Origin of the sequence: Sphingomonas rustica (assembly GCF_039652585.1) — a bacterium.
In the GTDB taxonomy this organism is placed as follows: Bacteria; Pseudomonadota; Alphaproteobacteria; order Sphingomonadales; family Sphingomonadaceae; genus Sphingomonas; species Sphingomonas rustica.
Genome location: NZ_JBDIZK010000006.1, coordinates 192,100 through 213,760 on the forward strand (window position 1 = coordinate 192,100; position 21,661 = coordinate 213,760).

A 21,661-nucleotide genomic window follows, 5' to 3' on the forward strand; every position below is an offset into this window, starting at 1 on the left:
CTGTGACTTACCAGATCCGGACGCGTTTCTCAGGCGTCAGGAACAGCTTCTGGCCCGGCTGCGGCTGGAAGGCGGCATACCAGGGATCGAGGTTGCGAACGACCGCGGCGCGCTGCTCCGACGGCGAGTGCGGATCGGTCAGCAGGCGCTGGCGCAGGTTCGGCTCGCGATAATTGCGACGCCATACCTGTGCCCAGCCGAGATAGAAGCGCTGATCGGCGGTGAACCCGTCGATCACCGGCGCCTCGGCACCGTTCAGCGACGCCTTGTACGCATCATAGGCAACGGTCAGTCCGGCCAGGTCGGCGACATTCTCGCCCAGCGTCAGCGCGCCCTTCACATGCAGGCCCGGCAGCGGCTCATAGGCATCATATTGCGCGACGAGCTGATCGGTTCGCGACTTGAACGCGGCGACGTCGGCCGGAGTCCACCAGTCGGTCAGGCGGCCCTCGGCATTATATTTGGCGCCCTGATCGTCGAAGTGATGGCTCAGTTCATGGCCGATCACCGCACCGATCCCGCCATAATTGACCGCATCGTCGGCATTCGGATCGAAGAAGGGCGGCTGCAGGATCGCCGCGGGGAAGACAATCTCGACCATCCCGAAATTGGCATAGGCGTTCACTTCCGTCGGGGTCATGCCCCATTCGGCGCGATCGATCGGCTTGCCCAGCTTGCCGACATTATAGTCGTGCGCCCAGTTGTTCGCCCGGACAGTGTTGCCATAGGCGTCGCCCGCGACGATCCGCAGCCCGGAATAGTCGCGCCAGCGGTCGGGATAGCCGATCTTGGGCGTGAACGCCGCCAGCTTGGCATGCGCCTTCACCTTGGTTTCCGGCGCCATCCAGTCGAGTGCGTCGATCCGGCGGCCCATGGCGGCGATGACGTTCTTCACCAGCTTGTCGGCCGCCGCCTTGGTCTCGGGCGGGAAATATTTGGCGACATAAACCTTGGAGACCTCGTCCTCGAGCGCGTTCGAGGTGAAGTCGACGGCGCGCTTCCAGCGGACCTGCTGCTCTGGCGTGCCCGACAGGGTGGTGCCGAAAAAGGCGAACTGTTCCTTGTCGAACGCGGCGGGCAGCACGTCGGCGAAGCCATCGAGGCTGCGCACCAGCAACTGGTCCTTCAGCACCGACAGCGGCGCCGCGCGGACCTGTGCGGCGATGCCCTTCACCGCGCTGGGCTGTGCCACGATCACCGTGTCGACCGGGGCGCCGATGCCGGCGAAATAGGCCTTGAAGTCGAAGCCCGGCGCGGTGCGCGCCAACTGGGCGACGGTCATCTTGTTATAGGTCTTGGTCGCGTCGCGGCTGTCGACCCGGGTCCAGTGCGCCCGCGCGATCTTCGTTTCATGGTCGAGGATCGCCTTGGCGCGCGCAGCGGCATTCGCTTCACCCGCCAGCGTCAGCACATTGGTCAGGTGCGTGAGATAGGCGGCGCGGGTCTCGACCATCTTGGCGTCGGTGGACAGATAATAGTCGCGGTCGGGCATGCCCAGGCCCGACTGGAACAGGCTCAGCGCATAGACCTCGGGCTGTTTGTCGTCCTGGCCGACATAGCTGCCGAACGGCGTGGGCACGCCGTTGCGATCGGCCTGGGCCAGCAGCGCGGCATAACCGGCCTTGGACGACAGGCCCTTGATCTGGTTCAGCCAGGGCGCGATCGGCGTCAGGCCCTTCGCCTCGATCGCCCCGGTGTCGAGGAATGCGGCATAGGCAGCGCCGATATTCGAATTGGGATCGGCCTTGACCCCTTCCAGGATCTCGTGCGTGCGCGTCTGCGACAGGTCGGCCAGCACGTTGAACGCGCCATAATTGGACTTGTCGGCCGGGATCGGCGTGGTCTTCGCCCAGGTACCGTTGGCGAAGTCGTAGAAATTGTCGCCGGGGGTCGCGCCGCGATTCATGCCGGCCTCGTCGAAGCCGAACGATCCGATCTGCGGCTTGGGACGCATGGGCTCGGGCGCCGGCGGCGGCGAAACGACGTCGACGACCGGGCCGGCGGTCTGCGCCGCCTGGTCGGTCGCGCACGAAGCGAGCATCAACGAGCCCGCCAGGATGGAAGTGGAAAGCAGCGAAAGGCGCATTTGGGCATATCCCGTCAGAAAATCTGGATGCGCCGTCTTACGCCACCATGACGGTTCGTCAATCAAGCGGGCCGGCGCTTCGCCCAGCCCTAACCCACAATGTTTCTACGCTTTTTCCGCTCGTGCCAGTGCACGCTTTTTCCATTTGCTCGCGATCCACCAGCGCCATGCCAGCCGCGTGACGAAATAGCCGAGCACGGTCAGGACCGCGGTGACGGTCACCAGCCCCAGCAGCAGCGCGGGCCCGGCATCGTTGAACAACCAGTCGAACCACCCCTGCCCCTCGACCGGCGGCCGACCGGACCCGCCCGCACCCTGGCCCAGCATCATGCTGCCGACCCAATAGGCGAACAGCCACAGCGGCGGAGTCGTCAGCGGATTGGTGAAAAAGGTCGTCGCCGCGGCGGCGGGGATATTTGCGCGCAGCGGCAGCGCCAGCAGCGCCGATGCGGGAATCTGTCCCATCGGCACCAGGATGCCGGTCACCATCCCCAGCGCAACGCCGCGCGGCACCGACCGCCGATTGAACCGCCACAGCGACGAGTGGAGCAGCCGGTGTGCCAGTGGCTTCAGCCAGCGATTGCTCTCGATCGACTCGCGGGTGGGGACATTATTGTCCACCCAGCGTCGGAGCCGGGACCGCGGATCGATCTCTTCAGCCACGATCGCGCAGGATCCGCTGCTGGTCACGCTTCCAGTCGCGTTCCTTGATGGTCTCGCGCTTGTCATGGGTCTTCTTGCCCTTGGCCAGGGCAAGTTCGACCTTCGCACGTCCGCGTCCGTTGAAATAGATCGACAGCGGGACCAGCGTCATGCCCTCGCGCGCGACCGCACCGTGCAGCTTGTTGATCTCGCGCTCGTGCAGCAGCAGCTTGCGCGGCCGCTTCGCCTCGTGGTTGAAGCGGTTGCCGTGCGAGAATTCGGGGACATTGGCGTTGATCAGCCAGACGCCCTTGTCGTTGACCTCGGCATAGGCCTCGGCGATCGATCCCTCGCCGAAACGCAGCGACTTCACCTCGGTCCCGGTCAGCGCGATCCCCGCCTCATAGGTCTGCTCGATGAAATAGTCGAAGCGCGCGCGCCGGTTCTCGGCGACGGTCTTTACCTTGTCGAATGTTGCGGGACGGGGACGTGCCATGGGAGGTGCGATGTAGGGAGGCGAAACGAAAAGGGAAAGCGCCGTCTTCGACATGTCCGACAAGGCGGTCGATCGGAGAGCCTTGTCGCCGCGCCGAATGACCGTCCCGATCGCAGCCTCAGATCAGTCCGGCATGCGCCAGCGCCGCGTCGACCGCGGTGCGGCTCGCCTCGCTCGCAGGCGTCATCGGCAGGCGCAACTCGGTCGGGAAACCAGGCCGGATCCGGCTCAGGGCATATTTGACCGGACCCGGCGATGCGTCGGTGAACATCGCGATGTGCAGCGGATACAGCCGGTCCTGATAGGACAGTGCCAGCGCATAGTCGTCGGCGGCCAGCGCTGCCTGGAACTCGGCGCAAAGCCGCGGTGCGACATTCGCCGTCACCGACACGCATCCCACCCCGCCCATCGCATTGAACGCCAGCGCGGTCTCGTCATTGCCGGACAGCTGGATGAAGTCGGGTCCGCAGGCGGCCCGCTGTTCGCTGACGCGCCCCAGATTGCCGGTGGCGTCCTTCACCGCCGGGAACTTGCCGGGAAAGGCCGCGACGATCCGACCCATCGTCGCCGGCTGGATGTCGGTGACGGTGCGGCCCGGCACGTTGTACAGCATGATCGGCAGCTCGCACTCGGCGGCGATCGCCTCGAAATGACGGAAGATGCCTTCCTGGCTAGGGCGGTTGTAATAGGGCGGCACCATCAGAACGGCATCGGCACCCGCTTCCTTCGCCGCGCGCACGTTGGTGATCGCGACCTGGGTATCGTTCGACCCGGCGCCGGCGATCACCGGCACCCGGCCCCTTGCCTGATCGACACAGACCCGGACGACCTCGAAATGTTCCTCCTTGGGCATGGTCGCGCTCTCGCCGGTCGTCCCGCACGGGACCAGCGCCGACGATCCTTCGGCAATCTGCCATTCAACAAGGTCGCGATAGACGGACTCGTCGAAGCTGCCGTTACGGAACGGCGTGACGAGCGCAGGAATGGAGCCCGAGAACATGATCGCGAAAATGTCCCTGTATCGACAATTCAGGGGTGGCCAATAGGGCGGGATTCCGTATCATGTCCAGCATGCTTGCTCCCGTATTCAAGAGCGCAGCCCTGTTTGTTGGCGTATCCGCTCTAGCCGTCTCGTCCCAGATGTTGTCAGGGCAATTCGCCTGGTATGAGGCCGCGCTCGCCGGAGAGCTGCCGACCGCGCCTTCCACGATGCAGAGCGACCAGATCGCCCCCGCGCTCGACGAATGGCGCCGGCTCCAGCAATCGGACAACTGGCCCTTTGCCGATTACGCCAATTTCATGCTCGCCCATCCCGGCTGGCCGGGCGAGAACAGCCGCCGCGCCGCGGCCGAGACCGTCCTTCCCAGCGGCAGCGACGCGTCGGGCCTCGCCGTGCGGTTCTTCCAGCGCTTTCCCCCGGTCACCGCTGCCGGCCGCGTCCGCTATGCCGAGGCGCTGGCGGCCTCGGGTCGCCGCGCCGAAGCCGAGGAGCAGGCGCGCCGCGCCTGGCGCGCGGGCACCATGCGCGCAGCCGACGAGACGCGGCTGCTCGGCGCCTTCTCCGGCGCGCTGTCGCCGCAAGATCACGATGCCCGCGCCGACATGCTGATCTGGCAGGGTCAGGCGGTCGCGGCCCAGCGCCTGCTGGGCATGGTGTCGCCCGGCCAGCGCCCTTTGCTCGAGGCGCGCATCGCCTATCGCACCAACGCCGCCGACGCCGCGACCAGGGGTGCGGCGGTCGAGGCGGTCGGCCGCAGCGATCCCGGCTACATCGCCGATCGCGCGACCTGGCTGCGTGCCAACAACCAGGGCGTTGCCGCGCGCGCCTATCTCGCCCAGCCGAGGCGCCTGTCCTCGCTGCCCGGCCATGTCGAGAAATGGTATGAAGTGCTGCTGACCGCAGCCCGCGGCGCCCAGGCGGACGGGCAATATGACGTCGCCTACCGCATCGCCAGCCAGGTCGACGACGCCTATGCCCCCGGCACCGATGTCAGCGACAAGTCGCTGGGCGAGCGCGACGACTACACCAGCCTCACCTGGCTTGCCGGCACCGTCGCCCTGTACGATCTGCGCCGCCCGCAGGATGCGGTCGGCATGTTCGACCGCTATGGCCGTGGTTCCAAGACGCCCCAGACCCGGTCCAAGGGACTATACTGGGCCGCGCGCGCGGCCGAGGCAGCCGGACAGCAGGCTGCATCCACCGGCTTCTACGAACGCGCCTCGGGCTTTCCCGACCTCTATTACGGCCAGCTCTCGCTGGAACGGCTCGGCCGCCCGCTGCGCGCGCCGGCGGTGCTCACCAATCGCGTCACCGATGCTGCCGCCCGCGACAGCTTCTACCGGCGCGAGACGGTGCGCGCGGCGCAATTGCTCGGCACGCTGAACCGCTATGACGAACAGGGCCTGTTCATCCGCCAGATCGCGCGCGACGCGACGACCGACAACGACCATGTCCTTGCCGCCGAGCTCAGCCGCGCGATCGGCCGTCCCGATCTGGGCGTGATGGTCGGTCGCAGCGCGCTGGAGAACGGCCTGTCCGACTATACCGCCGCGGGCTATCCGTCGGTGAAGGTGCCGGCGACGCAGCAGGACTACTGGTCGATCATCCACGCGATCGCGCGCCAAGAGAGCCAGTTCGACCGCGCGGCGGTCAGCCATGCCGGCGCCCGCGGGCTGATGCAGTTGATGCCCGGCACTGCGCGCGAGACTGCCGGCAAGCTGGGCCTGAGCTATAATCGCGACTCCCTGACCGTCGACACCGATTACAATATCCAGCTGGGCTCCACCTATTTTCAGCGCATGCTGTCGCTCTATGGCAGCTATCCGCTCGCGGTCGCCGCGTACAATGCCGGGCCCGGCAATGTGAACAAATGGCTGCGCGCCAATGGCGATCCGCGGCAGTCGGGCGTCGATGTCGTTCGCTGGGTCGAGCAGATTCCGATCTTCGAGACCAAGAACTATGTCCAGCGCGTGCTGGAGAATGCGGTGGTCTACGACCTGATGAACCCCCAGCATTCGCGGAGCAAGGCACCCGCCAATCTCAGCTGGTACCTCGGCAAGCGACCGGGCTGATCGCCGGGCTTGAGCCTGCCGGTCGCCGGCCGCATAGCGGCGCGATGGATCGCCCCAACTATATCACCCCCGCCGGCTATGCCGCGCTGAAGGCGGAATATGACCAGCTGTTCGGCGACGAGCGGCCGAAGCTGGTCGAAACGATCTCCTGGGCGGCGGGCAATGGCGATCGCTCGGAAAATGGCGACTATATCTATGGACGCAAGCGGCTGCGCGAGATCGATCGCCGGCTGGGGTGGCTGTCGCGGCGGATGAAGGCGGCGAAGGTCGTCGACCCGACCCGGCAGGAGGATCGCAGCCGCGTGTTCTTCGGCGCGACCGTCACCATCGCCGACGAGGACGACAATCAGCGCATGCTGACGCTGGTCGGCGACGACGAGGCGGATGCCGGCGCCGGCCGGATCGGCTGGAACTCGCCCCTGGCGCGCGCACTGCGCGGCGCCGGGGTGGGCGACCTGCGCCGCGTCCAGCTTCCCGCGGGCGAGCGCGAATATGAAGTGATAGAGGTTCGCTATTCCTGAAACGCGGCGGAAAATGGCGCGCTTGCGGCGAAACGCGCATTCGCCATGCTGCCCATTGCGGAGGCCATGCTAAGGGTCGCGCCGGGCCGGAAACAGACCGGCCCGTGTGAGCGAGGGGACTATGGCGACACAGCGTATTTTCGTGTCGGGACGCGTGCAAGGCGTGACCTATCGGGACTGGACGGTCCGGACGGCAAAGAAGTTCGGCCTGACCGGCTGGGTGAGAAATCTGAGCGACGGTCGGGTGGAGATCCTGGCCGATGGCGAGGAGGAAGCGATCGGCCAGCTGGTCGAGGCCTGTCGCGAGGGGCCGACGATGGCCCGCGTCGACAATGTGTCGGCGGTGCACGACACCGACAAGCCGGTAAAGGGCTTCACCAAGCGGTTCACCGCGTCGGTTTGACGCATCGTCCGGGATCGGATCCGCCGCCCGCAGACAGGCGCAGACCCGATCCCGGACGCCGCAGGCGCTTGATCGCCATCATTGCGTCAACCTTGCGTTTCGCGGGTGTCGATTGACGATTGCCCCCCGTCGTGGGACCTTCCGCGCCTCACGAACGGGAGTTCCCCAATGCCCATTCCCGCCTCCTGGTCCCCGCGCCTGCTCAGCCTCCTGCGCATCGTCGCCGGGCTCGCCTTCCTGCAGCACGGCCTGTCGAAATTCTTCGGCATCCCGCCCTTTCCGATGCCGCTCAATCCGCTGCTCTACACGGCGGGCGCGATCGAGCTGGTCGGCGGCGCGCTGCTGGTCATCGGCCTGTTCACCCGCCCGGTGGCGTTCATCGCCTCGGGCATGTGCGCGGTCGGCTATTTCCTCGCGCATGCCGGCAACGGGTTCTTTCCCGCGGCCAATGGCGGTGAGGCGATCCTGCTGTACTGCTTCATCTTCCTGTATCTCGCGGCAGCCGGCGGCGGCTCGCTGTCGGCCGATGCGGCCCGCGGCAGTGCCTGACGCCGTTCGCCGTCATTTGACCCGGAGCGTCGCCCCGCGCTAGCGGTGGCGACGCGTCCGCACGCAAGTGACAGAGGAAACAGCGAAAACATGAACACCGGGTCCTGGTCAGCGTCTGTGCTGCGTCTGCTTCCCCTCGCGGCCCTGCTCGCCTCTGCCGCTCCGGTCACGACGACCGATCCGGCGGCGCTGTCTCAGATGGTCCGGACGCTCGCCTCGCCCGAATTCGAGGGACGCGGCCCCGGCACCCCCGGCGAGGAACGGACCGTCACCTGGCTGGTCGAGCGGTTCACGTCGCTGGGTCTCGAGCCGGGCGGCGAAAAGGGCAGCTTCATCCAGCGCGTGCCCATGGTCCACACCCGCATCACCGACGGTGCCATGGCGTTCGGCAACGACGCGGCGGACCAGTTCAAGTCGGTCAGCGTCACCACCGTCCGGCCGCAGCCCAAGGTCGCGATCGATGCGCCGATGGTCTTCGTCGGCTACGGCGTCCATGCGCCCGAGGCCGGCTGGGACGACTTCAAGGATGTCGACCTGAAGGGCAAGGTCGCGGTCTTCCTGATCAACGACCCCGATTTCGAGGCGCAGCCCGGCGACGCAGCAGCCGGCAAGTTCGGGGGGCGGCGCATGACCTATTATGGCCGCTGGACCTACAAGTTCGAGGAGGCGGCCCGGCGGGGCGCCGTCGCCGCATTGATCGTCCATGACAGCGCCGGCGTCGGTTATGGCTGGTCGACGGTCATCGCCAATAACGGCGAATATTATGACATCGTCCGCGGGCCCGAGGATCGCAACCTCGCGCTGCAGGGGTGGATCGAGCACGATGTCGCCGACGGCCTGTTCGCCCGCGCCGGGCTCGACCTGGCCAGGCTCCGCATCGCGGCGCGCCAGGCGGACTTCCGCCCGGTCGAGCTGAAAGGCATTCCCTTCCGCGCCGACCTGTCGGTCAAGGTCGACCGGATCGAGAGCCGCAACGTCATCGCGAAGCTGACCGGATCGAAATATCCGCAGGAAACGGTGATGTTCGGTGCCCATTGGGACGCCTATGGCAAGGCCGCCGACGGTACGATCCGTCCCGGTGCCAATGACGATGCGCTGGGCAGCGCCGGCGTCATCGATCTCGCGCGCCAGTTCAAGGCGGGCAAGCGGCCCGAACGTACGCTGGTCTTCGCGCTGTGGACCGGCGAGGAACGCGGCCTGCTCGGCTCAGAATATTATGGGGCGCATCCGCTCTATCCGCTCGAGACGACCGCCGCGAACCTGACGCTCGACATCCTCAACACCGGCGGCCTGTCGAGGAACGTCGTGCTCGTCGGCAACGGCAACTCGTCGCTCGACGCGATGCTGGCCGACGCTGCCAAAACCCAGGGGCGCGTCGTCACGCCGGAGACCTTTTCGGAAAAGGGCCTGTTCTTCCGCGCCGATCATTTCTCGGTCGCACGCCGCGGCGTGCCATCGCTGCTGATCATGCAGCTGGGCGGCGCGCCCGATCTGGTCGAGGGCGGCCTGCCCGCCGGCCAGCGCTGGCTCGACGGCTATATGAAATGCTATCATCAGGCATGCGACGCCTGGGACGCGGGATGGAACTTCGCCGCCGCCGCCCAGGATGTCGACCTGTTCCACGCCATGGGCAGCCGGATCGCCAATTCGCGCGACTGGCCGGCATGGCGTCGGGGCTTCGAGTTCGAGAAGATCCGGGAGGAAAGCGCGGCGCGCCGCCGCTGAACGACAGACGCGGCGCCGTCGTCCTCCGGTCGTGATGACGAGAGGATGGAGGGCGACCTGTGACCGAAACGCTGACACCTGCCGAATCGCTTGCCCGGGCGCGTGCGCCGGCTTTTGCGAACGAGAGCGAGGCCTATGCCCGCGCGCGCCAGGCGTTGCTGGCCGAGGAGATCGAGCTTCGCCGCCACCTGACGCGCGTCGTCGACCAGCGCCGGGCGCTGCCCGACGGTCCGGTGATCGACAAACCCTATCGCTTCATAGACGCCAATGGCGAGGATCGCGGCCTGTCCGACCTGTTCGGCGATCACGACACGCTGGTCGCCTATTTCTGGATGTACGGGCCTCAGCGCGAACGGCCCTGCCCGATGTGCACCAACTGGCTCGGCGCGGTGAACGGCAATGCCGCGGACATCAAGCAGCGCGTCGCGCTCAAGATCCTCGGCCGATCGCCCGTCGCCCGCCAGATCGCCTTTGCCCAGGAACGCGGCTGGCGCGACCTCGATTTCGTCCAGACCGTCGGCGACGACTATGGCAGCGATCTCGGCGTGCTGCCCGGCGACGGCAGCGAATATCCCGCGCTCACCGTCTATCGACGCGACGGCGACACCGTCCGCCTGTTCTGGGCAAGCGAGATGCGGATGGAGATGGCCGACCCCGGCCAGGACCCGCGCGACGCGCCCGACATCGCCAGCCTGTGGTCGATCCTCGACCTGACGCCGCACGGCCGCGGCACCGACTGGTATCCCAAGCTTCGCTACGACTAGCGCCTGCTCAGTTCCAGCGACGGATGACCTGTTCCAATCCGGTCACGACGCGCGCCAGTCGGTCGGTATCGACCTTGTCCGGCGTATCCTCGACGCTGTGATAATAGGGATAGCGGAATGGCGCGGTGTCGGTGATCATCAGCGCGGGGAAGCCGTTACGCTCGAATGCCCAGTGATCCGACCAGTCGACACCCTGCACAAAGCCGGGCGCAGTCCCGCCGACGCTGGGAAAGCGCGCCACCTCCCGGAACGATCCGACCGCGCGCCGCACCAGCGGACGCGACGAGGTGGTACCCACGAACGCGATGAAATTGCCGGTGCCGGGATAGAGCAGGCTCAGCGGAAACGGGTAACGCTGGCTGCCGGGCCGGTCGCTGTAAAAGCCCATTGTTTCCAGTGAGAACATGCCGGACACCGCTTCGCCAGAAGCCTTGAGCGCCCTGGCATAGACCAGGCTGCCCATTTCCTCGGTCTTGAAGAAGGGTGGCTCCTCATTCACGAACAGGACGAGCCTGATGCGAACCGGCGCCTTGCCCTTCAGGTCCGCCAGGCTGCGCGCCAGTTCGACGACGGCGGCGGTGCCGCTGCCATTGTCGTTCGCGCCGGGCGCTCCAGAGGCACTGTCGTAATGGGCACCGACCACCAGGGTCTCGGCGTCGGCCCGCGCCGGCTCGATCACGACCTCCAGATTGCGCGCCCGACCGTTCAGGAAGGTCTGGCGCCGGACCTGATGCCCCATGCCGGAGAGGGTCGATTCCAGATAGACCGCCGCACGCTCGAGGGTGTCCGGATGCGCCAGATTGTGCGGCTCGCGCCCGATCGCCTCGACGTGGCGCCGCAACCTCGCCGAAAGCTGGGCCTCCGACGGGCTCAGCCTGGCAAATGCGCCTCGATAGGAGGTGCCCGGAACCGACGTCATCCATAGCAGCGCCAGGATCGGGGCCGCGAACAGCCCGCACAGGATCGCCAATGTCACAAGTCGCGTCCGCCAGCTGATCATCGCCGCCCCCACCCCGTGTCAGGAACAGGCTAGGCGATCCATAAGCCGCAGTCACCGGCATCTATCGGAGAAGCCCGGTCCCGAGGGACAGGGCTTCTCCAATCGGTATCAGCGCGTCAGCTTCTTGTAGGACAGCGCGGTCGGGCGATCCGCGGCGTCGCCCAGGCGGCGGCGCTTGTCTTCCTCATAGGCGCCGAAATTGCCCTCGAACCATTCGACATGGCTGTTGCCTTCGAAGGCCAGGATGTGCGTGGCGAGGCGATCGAGGAAGAAGCGATCGTGGCTGATGACCACGGCGCAGCCCGCGAAATTCTCGATCGCTTCCTCTAGCGCGGCCAGCGTCTCGACATCGAGATCGTTGGTCGGTTCGTCGAGCAGCAGCACGTTGCCGCCGCGCTTCAGCATCTTGGCGATGTGGACGCGGTTGCGCTCGCCGCCCGACAGCTTGCCGACGTTCTTCTGCTGGTCCTGGCCCTTGAAGTTGAACGCGCCGACATAGGCGCGGGTCGACATGTCGTGGCCGTTGACCTTCACATAATCGAGCCCGTCCGAGATTTCCTGCCAGACGTTCTTCGACTGGTCGAGATGGTCGCGGCTCTGGTCAACATAGCCCAGGCGAACCGTGCTGCCGATGTCGATCTCGCCCTCGTCGGGGGTTTCCTGGCCGGTGATCAGCTTGAACAGCGTCGACTTGCCCGCGCCGTTCGGCCCGATGACGCCGACGATACCGCCCGGCGGCAGCATGAACGACAGATTCTCGAACAGCAGCTTGTCGCCATAGGCCTTGGTCAGGTTCTTGGCCTCGATCACCTTGCCGCCCAGGCGCTCGGGCACCTGGATGACGATTTGGGCCTTGCCCGGCGAACGATTGTCCTGCGCCGCGACCAGCTGCTCGAACTTCGAGATACGCGCCTTGGACTTGGTCTGGCGGCCCTTGGGCCCCTGACGGATCCACTCCAGCTCGTCGTTGATCGCCTTCTGACGGCCGGACGCCTCGCGGTCCTCCTGCTGCAGGCGCTTCGACTTCTTCTCGAGATAGGTCGAGTAGTTGCCCTCGTACGGGAAATACTTGCCGCGATCGATCTCGAGGATCCAGCCGACGACATTGTCCAGGAAATAGCGGTCGTGGGTGATCATCAGCACCGCGCCGGCATATTCCTTCAGATGGTTTTCCAGCCAGTTGACGCTTTCCGCATCGAGATGGTTGGTCGGCTCGTCGAGCAGAAGGATCGACGGCTTCTGGATCAGCAGCCGGGTCAGCGCGATGCGGCGCTTCTCGCCGCCCGACAGGTTCTCGACCGACCAGTCGCCCGGCGGACAACGCAGCGCTTCCATCGCGATCTCGAGCTGGTTGTCGAGGCTCCAGCCATCGACGGCATCGATCTTGCCCTGGAGCTCGCCCATCTCCTCCATCAGCGCGTCGAAATCGGTATCGTCCTTGGGATCACCCATTTCGGCGGAGATGGCGTTGAACCGGTCGACCAGATCGGCGGTCTCGCGCGCGCCGTCCTTGACGTTCTCCAGCACGGTCTTGGCAGGATCGAGCTGCGGCTCCTGCGGCAGGTAGCCGACGGTGATGTTGTCGCCCGGCCAGGCCTCGCCGGTGAAATCCTTGTCGATGCCGGCCATGATCTTCATCAACGTCGACTTGCCGGCGCCGTTCGGGCCGACGATGCCGATCTTGGCACCCTGGTAGAATTGCAGGTTGATGTTGCTCAGCACCGGCTTCGGCGCGCCGGGAAAGGTCTTGGTCATGTCCTTCATGACGAAGGCGTATTGCGCTGCCACGGGCTAGCTCCGTTTTTTCGGGGAAATTATATGCGGGAAAATCCGGCTGCGATGTAGCGATGGGCAAGCCGATTGGCAACGCGGACAGCCTCCGTCCGTCGTAGCGGGTCGCTGGCCCGGCTCAGGCCTTGTAGAGTTCCGTGTTGCGGCAATCATGGGTGCCGCGCACATCGACGATGTCACCCGGCGCCGTTTCGATCGGCTGGGGAAAGGCGGTGACGATCGCCGACCAGGACGAGAATGCCTCCGGCCCGGGCCGGTTCTCATAGGTTCCGCCCTGGCCGTCCATGTCCAGCCACAACCACTGGATCACGCCCGTCACCCGACCGCCCAGCGAGCGACAGGCAACGACATGTTCGTCCGGCTGGTACCGCGCACCGGCAAAGTCGAAGTCGAACAGGTCGATCGCGTCGCTGCGCAGCGTGACGCCGGCCGCATTGGGCCGGGCGGTCCGGACCACGGGCGCCAGTCGGTTATAGGGGGACAGGTCGAACCCGGCGACCTCCGCCAGCGGCCGGGCCTGTTCGCGCTGATCATCGACCAGCGCGATCCGCACCGCCCCGCGCGCCGGCACGACCGGCGCGCCGGGTGCCAGGAGGCGCCGCACCGCATCCTCATGCGCGGGCAGCACATGCTCGCTCAGCAGGTTGTTGCTGATGATCTCCGAAACCAGCAGGTCGGCACGCCGCCCGTCCAGGTCGCGATCCAGGTCCAGCGCATCCGAATGCGTGTTCACCACGCGAATCCGATCGGCATAGCCGTTGCGCGCGATCACCTCGCGCGCCGCCGCGGCGATCGATGGATTGCGTTCGCAGGTAATGACCTCCGCGGCGCCGGCCCGAGCCGCCATCATCGCCAGGATGCCCGATCCGGTGCCGATCTCCAGCACGCGCATGCCGGGTTTGACCACGGCGCGCAGCGCAGCGTCATATGCCGCGTTGCGCGGCGAGTCGCGCAGGATGACCAGATGCCAGTCGGGCACGCCGACGCTGAGGAACCGGCGAATCTCGACCGCCAGGGCCGGGTCCAGATCGGGATCGGCCAGCAGATCGCAGCACAGGTCGGTCGCGCGCTCGTGATCGTCATGCGTTCTTAGCAATGCGGCCACGCGGAACATCGCCCGCGGATTACCTTCCGCCTGCCGTAAAAATGCGTCGATCGTGCTGCTCCCCGGTTTCATCGGTCCGGCTGTGCCATCGGCGGCTGCCGCGGACAAGCCGAATGCCGGATTGGCAAAGGGTCGAACCGGCGATAGCGATAGGAAATGCGCACCTTCCCCCTGCTCGCCGCGGCCGCCGCCCTCGCCTTCGCCGTGCCCGCCCTTGCCCAGACGACGCCGGCCGATCTGCGCGACGCGGCGCTGAAGGACGATATCGCCTGGGACATCACCGAAGGGCTGACGACCGAGATCGGCCCGCGCCTCGCCGGCACGCCCGACGAAGCCCGTGCGCGCGCCTGGGCGGTGGAAAAGCTGAAGGCGCTCGGTTTCCACAATGTCCGGATCGAGACCTATCGCATGCCCGTCTGGGTCCGCGGCGAGGAGAAGGCGGAAATCCTGGGACCCTTCCCGCAGCGGCTGGTACTGGCGGCGCTGGGCAATTCGGGGTCGACCGGCACCCGCCCGCTCGAGGCCGAGATCGTCTATTTCCCCACGCTCGCGGACCTCCAGGCCGCGCCCGACGGCAGCCTGAAGGGCAAGATCGCCTTTGTCAGCCACGCGATGCACCGCACCCAGGACGGCTCGTCCTACGGCCCCTATGGTCAGGTCCGGCGCGCCGGCCCCGCCGTCGCCGCACGCAAGGGGGCGGCCGCCATCCTGATCCGCTCGATCGGCACCGATTATCACCGCAACCCCCATGCCGGCGGCACCAGCTGGCCCGAAGGCGTGAAGCCGATTCCGGCGGCCGCGCTGTCGCTGCCCGACTCGGAGCAGCTGGAACGCGTGATCAAGCGCGGCAAGCCGGTGAAGGTGCGCCTGACGCTGACGCCGCAATTCGTCGGGGAGCGCGAATCGGGCAATGTGATCGCCGAGGTGCCGGGCAGCGACCCCGGCGCCGGGATCGTCCTGGTCGGCGGCCATCTCGACAGCTGGGATCTGGGCACCGGCGCGATCGACGATGCCTCCGGGGTCGCGATCACCGCCGCCGCCGCCAAGCGGATCATGGAGTCGGGCCAGCCGCGCCGTACGATCCGCGTCGTCTGGTTCGGTGCGGAGGAAGTCGGCGTGTTCGGCGGCCGCGCCTATGCCGAGGCCCACAAGGGCGAGCGTCACGCTGCCGCTGCCGAATCGGATTTCGGAGCCGACCGCATCTGGAAGTTCGACGTGAACCTGCCGGCATCGGCCGCTGCCGTCGGCGACCGGCTGGCGACCGCGCTGTCGCCGCTCGGTATCACCCGTGGTCGCGACATTGCCGGCGATGGCGCCGATGTCGGGCCGATGATGCAACGCGGGGTCGCGGCGATCGACCTGGCGCAGGACGGCTCACGCTATTTCGACCTGCACCACACGCCCGACGATACGCTCGACAAGATCGATCCCGAACAACTGCGTCAGAACGTCGCAGCCTGGACCGCCATGCTGGCAATCGTTGCGAACGCGCCTGAGGAAATCGGACCGGTCACGCCGCGCCCCTGACTCCCACACTGCCGTTACGGAACCCCAACGGCAGCAGTGCGTTCGTGGCTGGTTCGCGGCTCAAATCGGGCAGAAATTTGTCCATCAGCTTGCGCTTGGATGAATTTGACATTGACCCCGTTGCGCGCTGCGGTATTCAATCCCCCGTCGCGCCGTAGGGTTACCGGGGGCGGACACAAGAATTTTGCATTGGGAGCAATCGAATGAAGAAGGTCCTCATCGTCGCCGCGGCGGCCGGTCTCGTCTCGCTCGCCGCCTGCAACGGCGGCACGACCAACACTGCGGTCGAGAACGAAATCGCGAACCAGGAAGCCAACGCGGAAGTCTATGACGCGCTGGGCGACAACGCGACCACTCCGGCTGCCGAGAATGCGTTCCAGAACGCCGAGGATGCGGCCGAGAACGCTGCCGAGGCTCTCGAGAACAAGCAGTAAGAGGCATCCCGGTCCCGCTCGGGACTGGATCCTTGCATGGGGCGCCCTTCCGGGCGCCCCGTTTTGCACTGCGGTATGATTGCCCGGGTCAGTCAATCCGAAACGGCCGCATTCCGGCCATCGAATTGCAATTGACGCAGGCGTAACGACCGTTATTGCACGAAATTCGCGAACGGCATTCGGGCCGCCGCGAAACTTTAAACGTTTCCATTGGGAGCAACCGAAATGAAGAAGGTCCTCATTGTTGCTGCTGCCGCCGGCCTGACCGCTCTCGCCGCCTGCACGCCGTCGAACACCAACAACACCACGGTCGTCAACGAGACGAACCTGATCGTCAACGAAGCGGACGTCGATATGAACTCGACCACCGTGATTGACAACGCAGTCGCCCCGATCGAGGCGAACGTGGTCGAAGCGAACGTTTCGAACGCGATGTAATTCGCATCCGCCGCGCTTGCGCGTCGGAATCGATACAGAAAAGGGCGTCCCTCGCGGGGCGCCCTTTTTCTTTGTCTGCAGGCTCCCGGTTCCCGGCCGAGCAGCCTTGCGCGCGCCCAATACAAGACCGCCCGGAACCGTCGAGCTAGGCAGATGCTCGCGGTTCCGGGCGGTGGGACCGGCGGCGGAGGGGGACTAGCACCCCGCCGCCGGTCCAGGTCGATTCGGGCTATTCGTAGCGTAGCGCGTCGATCGGGTTTGCCCGGGCGACGCGGAAAGCGTGGCCGGCGATGGTGCCTCCCGCAATTGCCAGCGCCAGCCCGCCGGCGAGCAGGAACGGGACCGGCGTCAGGCTGATCCGCCCGTCGAACGTGTTCAGCCAGCCGCGCATCACCCACCAGGCGATGGGCCAGGCGATCAGGTTGGCGATCACCACCGGCTTCGAGAATTGCCACACGAGCAGCCGGACGATGTCGATCGTCCGCGCGCCCAGGACCTTTCGCATGCCGATCTCCTTGGTCCGTCGCTCGGCGGTGAAGGCGGCTAGGCCGAACAGGCCCAGACAGGCGACGATGACCGCCAGCAGCGCGAATCCGGCAAACGTCTTCGCCCGTGCATCCTCGGCCGCGTAGAGCCTGCCGATCACGTCCTCGCTATATTCCGCCTGGAACGGAACGTCGGGGGCGATGCTGAGCCAGGCCTGCTCCACCGCGCGCCGAACGGTCGGGGCGTCGCCGTCGAAGCGGACCATCAGGTGCGACTGGCGTTCGCTCGCGGCATAGAAGAACATCGGGTCCAGCGGCGTGCGAACCGAACGGAAGCGCGCATCCTTCACCACGCCGATGATCCGCACCGGCATCATCCCGACCCGGTCGTCGAGCAGCCCGACCTGAAGCGGCTTGCCCACGGCATCCTCGGGCTTGGCAAAGCCCAGCCGCCGCGCCGCCATCTCGTTGATCACGACGACGCCGCCGCGCGCCTGGATCTTCGCCTCGGCATCCAGATCACCGGAGGGATAGGGCAGATCGATCAGGTCGGCTTCCCTGTCCTGTGCGAACCACCGGCCCGCGGCCATCGACAGGCCCATCGCGTCCTTCAGCCCCGCGCTGACCGAATAGAAGTTGATCGTCGCCGGCTGGGCGTTGCCCGGCACCAGCACATTGGTGTTGCTGTTGTTGGGCGTCGAGATTCCGATGCCGGTGCGTCCCACCGCCGTCACGCCGGGAATCCGCCGCACGCGGTCCTCGATCGCCTTGCCGCGAGTCAGCATCGAATATCGGTCGAGTCCCGATACCTGCAGGATATGATCGCGCTTGAACCCCGGATCGGCCGAACGCGCATAGACCGTCTGGCTGTAGACCACGGCGGTGCACACGATCAGGCCGATCGACACGGCGAACTGGGCGACGACCAGGATGGTGCGCAACCGCCCTGCCCCGGCGGTCTCCGTCGCCGACTTGTTGGCCCTCAGCACCTGAGCCGGCTGATAGCGCGACAGGAAGAAGGCGGGGTACAGCCCGCTCAGCACACCGACCAGGACCATCAGCACGACAACCGGCAGGATGATCCCGTCGGTGCCGAAATAGGACACATGGATGTCGGCATCCAGGAAGCTGGCAAGCGCGGGCATCGTCAGTTCGACCAGCGCGAGCGCGATCAGCATCGCCAGCGCGGAGATCAGGATCGATTCGCCGATGAACTGCATGACCAGCTGGCCGCGCGTCGCCCCAAGCACCTTTCTGAGCGCGACCTCGCGTGCGCGCTGGCTGGCGCGCGCCGTTGCCAGATTGGTGAAGTTCACGATCGCCATGCCCAGGATCAGCAGCGCGATCACCGCAAAGGTCAGGATCGTGCCGCGGTCGTTGCCGGGCGTCATCGCCCCGCCCTGCGCAGTCCCCAGATGGATGTCGCGCGCATTGACCAGCTGAAAATCCTGATCGTCGCCCGGATTATATTTTATCGTCCCGGAGGTCTGGTCGGGAATGTTGCGCTTTTCCCAGGCTGCCATCCGGGACTGCATCGCCGCGATGTCGACGCCCGGCTTCAGCTTCATCCAGATATAGCCGCTCTGGCATCCCCAGCATGACATCAGGCTCTGGTCCTCGCCGAGATAGCTGGGCAGGTCGAGCCGGGCGACGGTGTTGAGGGCCAGATGCGAGTATTTGGGCAGGTCGCGGAACACGCCGGTGATCCGCAGGTCCCGCTTGTCCCCCCGCGCCACCACCGTCAGCGTCCGGCCGACGACGTCCTCGGTTCCGAACCGGCGCACCGCTTCGGCCTGGCTGAGGATCACCGCATTGGGTTGGCCCAGCGCGCGCCGGTCGCCGCGGACCAGCGGCAGGTCGATCACCTGCAACAGGTCGTCATTGACGATCATGAACCGCTCCGACCGGCTCGGAACGCCGTCCTTCAGCACGACTGGATTGGCGGTCATCCCGTAGACCCAGGCCTCGACCTCGGGGAAATCCTTCTTCATCGCGGGGCCGGCGGCATAAGGCACCATCTGCAGTTCCGGGTCGCCCCCGGTGCCGAGATTCTTGTACCAGCTCTGGATCTGGTAGACATTCTCGCCGCCGTTCAGCCACTTGTCGTAGCTGAACTCGTACCGCACGAAGAGCAGGATCATCAGGCAGGCGGCCATGCCGATCGCCAGACCCAGGATGTTGATCAGCGCATAGGTGCGATGCTTCAGCAGCGCCCGCACGCCGACCGTCAGATAGTTGCGCCACATAAAGCGTCTCCTCCCTCAGCCTGAATGACGCGCGCCTCAGGCTGCGCGCCGGCGCTCCTGCAGGATGCGGCCGTCCAGCATGTTGACGACCCGCGTCGCGTAATCGGCATGCGCCGGCGAATGGGTGACCATCACGATCGTGGAGCCTTCCGAATTGAGCTGCTGGATCATCCGCATCACCTCCTCGCCATGCTGGGTATCCAGGTTGCCGGTCGGCTCGTCGGCCAGGATCAGCTTGGGGCTCGCGACCAGCGCGCGCGCCACGGCGACGCGCTGCTGCTGCCCGCCCGACAGCTGGCTCGGCCGGTGCCGGGCACGGTGGGCAATGCCCACCCGGTCCATCACCTCGTCGGCGCGGCGGCGGCGCTCGGTCGCCGACACGTCGTGATAGAGCAATGCGAGTTCGACATTCTCGCGTACCGACAATTCGTCGACCAGATTGAAGCTCTGGAAGATGAACCCGATATTCGCCTTGCGCGTCTGGGCGAGCCTCGCCTCGGTCAGCCCGGCGACTTCCTTGCCGTTGAACAGATAGGACCCGCCGCTGGGGCTATCGAGCATCCCGATCAGGTTGAGCAGCGTCGATTTGCCGCATCCCGACGGCCCCATGATCGCCACGAACTCGCCTTCGGCGATATCCAGGTCGATCCCGTCGAGCGCCGTCGTCTCGACCATGTCGGTGCGGTAGACCCGCGAGAGCTTTCGCATCTGAAGCATCATTGATCCTTTCACTGGGTCTGAAGATCGAGCCGTTCCTTGTCGGCGAAACCGGTATAGGGGCTGGTGATGACGTGCTCGCCGGGGTCGAGCCCCTCGAGCACCTCGATTACGTCGCTGTTGCGGCGGCCGAGCCGGACCTGGCGCTTCACCGCGCTGCGGCCGTCCGCCGCCACGACGAACACCCACGCCCCACCCGTCTCGCTGTAGAAAGCACCGTTCGGGATCAGCCGGGCCGCGGCGGAGTCGCCCAGGACCAGCCGCGCCTGCAGCGACTGGCCGCGCTGGATATCCCTGGGCTCGTCGCCGGTGAATTGCAGGTCGACCTCGAACTGCCCGTTCTGCACCTGCGGGTAGATCTTGGTCACCCGTGCGTCGTAGCGCCTGCCGCTCATCTCGACGCTCGCCTTCTGCTGCAGCCGCACGCGGCCGAGATAGAATTCGTCGACGCCCGCGATCAGCTTGTTGCGGCCGGGACTGTCGATCTGGCCGACCCGTTCGCCCCGGCGCAGCGACTGGCCGACCTGCACCGAAAAGCCCGACAACTGCCCGGCCACCGGTGCGCGCAGCTGCAGCGCGTCCAGATTGGCGCGCGCGATTGCCAGGCCCGACTGCATCGACTGCGCCGCCTGTTGCTGCTGCGACAATTGTCCGGCCTGCAGCCGCTCGTCGGTCGACTGGCTCCGCCGCAGCACCGCCAGCCGGCGCGTCTGATAGCGATACTCATCCTCGGTATCGGCAAACTGGCGTCCCGAGACGAAGCCGCGCTCAGCGAGCGGCTTCTCGCGTTCATACTGGCGACGCGACCGCTGGACCGCCAGTTCGGCCTCCAGCACCGCCCGCTCGTTGCCCAGGCGCGTCTGCGACAGCGCCAGCTCCTGACTGCGCATGTTGTTGATCTGCTGCTCGACCTCGGTCTGGCGCGCGAGAGTAGAGAGTTGCAGCTCGGCATTGGACAGGAGCGCGATCGGCTGGCCTTCGCTGACCGTCGCGCCGTCCTCGACCAGCATCTTCTCGACCCGGCCGCCCTCGACCGCATCGATATAGACGGTCAGCAGCGGGGTGACGCGCGCACGCAGCGGCAGGTAATCGTCGAACCTGCCGTTGCGCACTTCGGACACCGTCAGCCGGCTCGCCTCGATCGTCTGGCTTCCGCCGCGCGGCGCGAACCACAGGAATGCCGCCACCAGCAGCGCCGCCACCGCCACGCCCGCCGCAATCTTGTAGCGCGTCGGCATGGTCCGCCGCTCGACCACCCGGTCCATGCCGCTGCCGCTCACCGCGGCACCCGCATCGGGCTCCTTGGGACGGTTCAGCTTGAGCACGCTCATGCGTCCGCCTTCGTGTCCGCTTCCGGACAGTTGCGTCCGATATCGAACGCCAGCGTGACGAATGCGGCGCGCAGTTCGACCGATACCCCGCCCCGCTGCATCGCCAGCGTCATCCCGCTCTCCTGCATGCCAAGCGAGACTGCGGCGCTCAGTGCGGCGGCCAGCACCAGCACGGTCTTTCCCCAGTTCCTGATGGTCGGCTTGTCCGGCATCGTCTTCCTCCAGCCCCTGCTGTCGGTGACATCGCTGCACGGTCCGTGCCAAATGCGGATGCCCTCGCCTCGCCTCGATCTGGCATGCAAATTGATTGTCCGGCTCCGCACACCAGT

General features: G+C 66.4%; 20 protein-coding genes. 9 read left to right on the top strand and 11 right to left on the bottom strand.

Annotation, left to right across the window (positions count from 1 at the left end; genetic code table 11):
• Positions 1 to 7 precede the first annotated feature (7 nt).
• From TPR58_RS11815 to dapA, 4 genes are all read right to left on the bottom strand, one after another.
• Entirely contained in the window at positions 8 to 2,086 is a 2,079-nt protein-coding gene (locus TPR58_RS11815) for a M13 family metallopeptidase (RefSeq protein WP_346246871.1), read from the bottom strand.
• Positions 2,087 to 2,191: 105 nt separating this feature from the next.
• On the bottom strand, positions 2,192 to 2,752 hold the full coding sequence (locus TPR58_RS11820) for a DUF2062 domain-containing protein (protein ID WP_428835714.1): 561 nt from the start codon (positions 2,750 to 2,752) through the stop codon (positions 2,192 to 2,194).
• Positions 2,742 to 3,224: an SsrA-binding protein SmpB gene (gene smpB / locus TPR58_RS11825; RefSeq protein WP_346246873.1), complete on the bottom strand. Its 483-nt coding sequence runs from the start codon at positions 3,222 to 3,224 to the stop codon at positions 2,742 to 2,744. Before smpB ends, TPR58_RS11820 begins: the two co-directional genes overlap by 11 nt.
• Positions 3,225 to 3,342: 118 nt before the next feature.
• On the bottom strand, positions 3,343 to 4,224 hold the full coding sequence (gene dapA / locus TPR58_RS11830) for a 4-hydroxy-tetrahydrodipicolinate synthase (protein WP_346246874.1): 882 nt from the start codon (positions 4,222 to 4,224) through the stop codon (positions 3,343 to 3,345).
• Positions 4,225 to 4,295: 71 nt separating this feature from the next.
• Between dapA and TPR58_RS11835 the strand changes: the two genes are divergently transcribed.
• The 6 genes from TPR58_RS11835 (at position 4,296) to TPR58_RS11860 (ending at position 10,258) form a co-directional block, all read left to right on the top strand.
• Entirely contained in the window at positions 4,296 to 6,296 is a 2,001-nt protein-coding gene (locus TPR58_RS11835; RefSeq protein WP_346246975.1) for a lytic transglycosylase domain-containing protein, read from the top strand.
• A 44-nt stretch (positions 6,297 to 6,340) separates the two neighbouring features.
• The gene (greB, locus tag TPR58_RS11840) at positions 6,341 to 6,817 is read left to right on the top strand and encodes a transcription elongation factor GreB (RefSeq protein WP_346246875.1); all 477 of its coding nucleotides are present in this window, start codon (positions 6,341 to 6,343) and stop codon (positions 6,815 to 6,817) included.
• A 121-nt stretch (positions 6,818 to 6,938) separates the two neighbouring features.
• Positions 6,939 to 7,220, top strand: a complete 282-nt coding sequence (locus tag TPR58_RS11845; RefSeq protein ID WP_346246876.1) for an acylphosphatase — start codon at positions 6,939 to 6,941, stop codon at positions 7,218 to 7,220.
• Positions 7,221 to 7,388: 168 nt separating this feature from the next.
• A complete protein-coding gene (locus TPR58_RS11850) occupies positions 7,389 to 7,769 on the top strand; it encodes a DoxX family protein (RefSeq protein ID WP_346246877.1) in 381 nt (126 codons plus the stop codon).
• A gap of 90 nt (positions 7,770 to 7,859) precedes the next feature.
• The gene (locus TPR58_RS11855) at positions 7,860 to 9,494 is read left to right on the top strand and encodes a M28 family peptidase (RefSeq protein WP_346246878.1); all 1,635 of its coding nucleotides are present in this window, start codon (positions 7,860 to 7,862) and stop codon (positions 9,492 to 9,494) included.
• A 59-nt stretch (positions 9,495 to 9,553) separates the two neighbouring features.
• Entirely contained in the window at positions 9,554 to 10,258 is a 705-nt protein-coding gene (locus TPR58_RS11860) for a DUF899 family protein (RefSeq protein ID WP_346246879.1), read from the top strand.
• 7 nt (positions 10,259 to 10,265) lie between these two features.
• Here the strand turns inward: TPR58_RS11860 and TPR58_RS11865 are convergent, their stop codons facing one another.
• The 3 genes from TPR58_RS11865 to TPR58_RS11875 all read right to left on the bottom strand — a co-directional run bounded on the left by TPR58_RS11865 (position 10,266) and on the right by TPR58_RS11875 (position 14,163).
• Positions 10,266 to 11,258 (bottom strand): M28 family peptidase, encoded by a 993-nt coding sequence (locus TPR58_RS11865; protein ID WP_346246880.1) that lies wholly within the window; start codon positions 11,256 to 11,258, stop codon positions 10,266 to 10,268.
• 108 nt (positions 11,259 to 11,366) lie between these two features.
• A complete protein-coding gene (ettA, locus tag TPR58_RS11870; protein WP_346246881.1) occupies positions 11,367 to 13,046 on the bottom strand; it encodes an energy-dependent translational throttle protein EttA in 1,680 nt (559 codons plus the stop codon).
• Positions 13,047 to 13,167: 121 nt separating this feature from the next.
• Entirely contained in the window at positions 13,168 to 14,163 is a 996-nt protein-coding gene (locus tag TPR58_RS11875) for a 50S ribosomal protein L11 methyltransferase (RefSeq protein ID WP_346246882.1), read from the bottom strand.
• 147 nt (positions 14,164 to 14,310) lie between these two features.
• On the opposite strand from TPR58_RS11875, the gene TPR58_RS11880 reads away from it, so the two are divergent.
• The 3 genes from TPR58_RS11880 (at position 14,311) to TPR58_RS11890 (ending at position 16,553) form a co-directional block, all read left to right on the top strand.
• Positions 14,311 to 15,681: a M20/M25/M40 family metallo-hydrolase gene (locus tag TPR58_RS11880; RefSeq protein WP_346246883.1), complete on the top strand. Its 1,371-nt coding sequence runs from the start codon at positions 14,311 to 14,313 to the stop codon at positions 15,679 to 15,681.
• Positions 15,682 to 15,884: 203 nt separating this feature from the next.
• A complete protein-coding gene (locus TPR58_RS11885) occupies positions 15,885 to 16,115 on the top strand; it encodes a hypothetical protein (RefSeq protein WP_346246884.1) in 231 nt (76 codons plus the stop codon).
• Positions 16,116 to 16,340: 225 nt separating this feature from the next.
• On the top strand, positions 16,341 to 16,553 hold the full coding sequence (locus TPR58_RS11890; protein WP_346246885.1) for a hypothetical protein: 213 nt from the start codon (positions 16,341 to 16,343) through the stop codon (positions 16,551 to 16,553).
• A gap of 229 nt (positions 16,554 to 16,782) precedes the next feature.
• Here the strand turns inward: TPR58_RS11890 and TPR58_RS11895 are convergent, their stop codons facing one another.
• From TPR58_RS11895 to TPR58_RS11910, 4 genes are read right to left on the bottom strand one after another with little or no spacing between them, the layout of a single operon-like run.
• Positions 16,783 to 19,284 (bottom strand): ABC transporter permease, encoded by a 2,502-nt coding sequence (locus TPR58_RS11895; protein WP_346246886.1) that lies wholly within the window; start codon positions 19,282 to 19,284, stop codon positions 16,783 to 16,785.
• A 36-nt stretch (positions 19,285 to 19,320) separates the two neighbouring features.
• Entirely contained in the window at positions 19,321 to 20,001 is a 681-nt protein-coding gene (locus TPR58_RS11900) for an ABC transporter ATP-binding protein (RefSeq protein ID WP_346246887.1), read from the bottom strand.
• 11 nt (positions 20,002 to 20,012) lie between these two features.
• On the bottom strand, positions 20,013 to 21,332 hold the full coding sequence (locus TPR58_RS11905) for an efflux RND transporter periplasmic adaptor subunit (protein WP_346246888.1): 1,320 nt from the start codon (positions 21,330 to 21,332) through the stop codon (positions 20,013 to 20,015).
• Positions 21,329 to 21,544 (bottom strand): hypothetical protein, encoded by a 216-nt coding sequence (locus TPR58_RS11910; RefSeq protein WP_346246889.1) that lies wholly within the window; start codon positions 21,542 to 21,544, stop codon positions 21,329 to 21,331. Before TPR58_RS11910 ends, TPR58_RS11905 begins: the two co-directional genes overlap by 4 nt.
• Between the last annotated feature and the right edge of the window lie 117 nt (positions 21,545 to 21,661).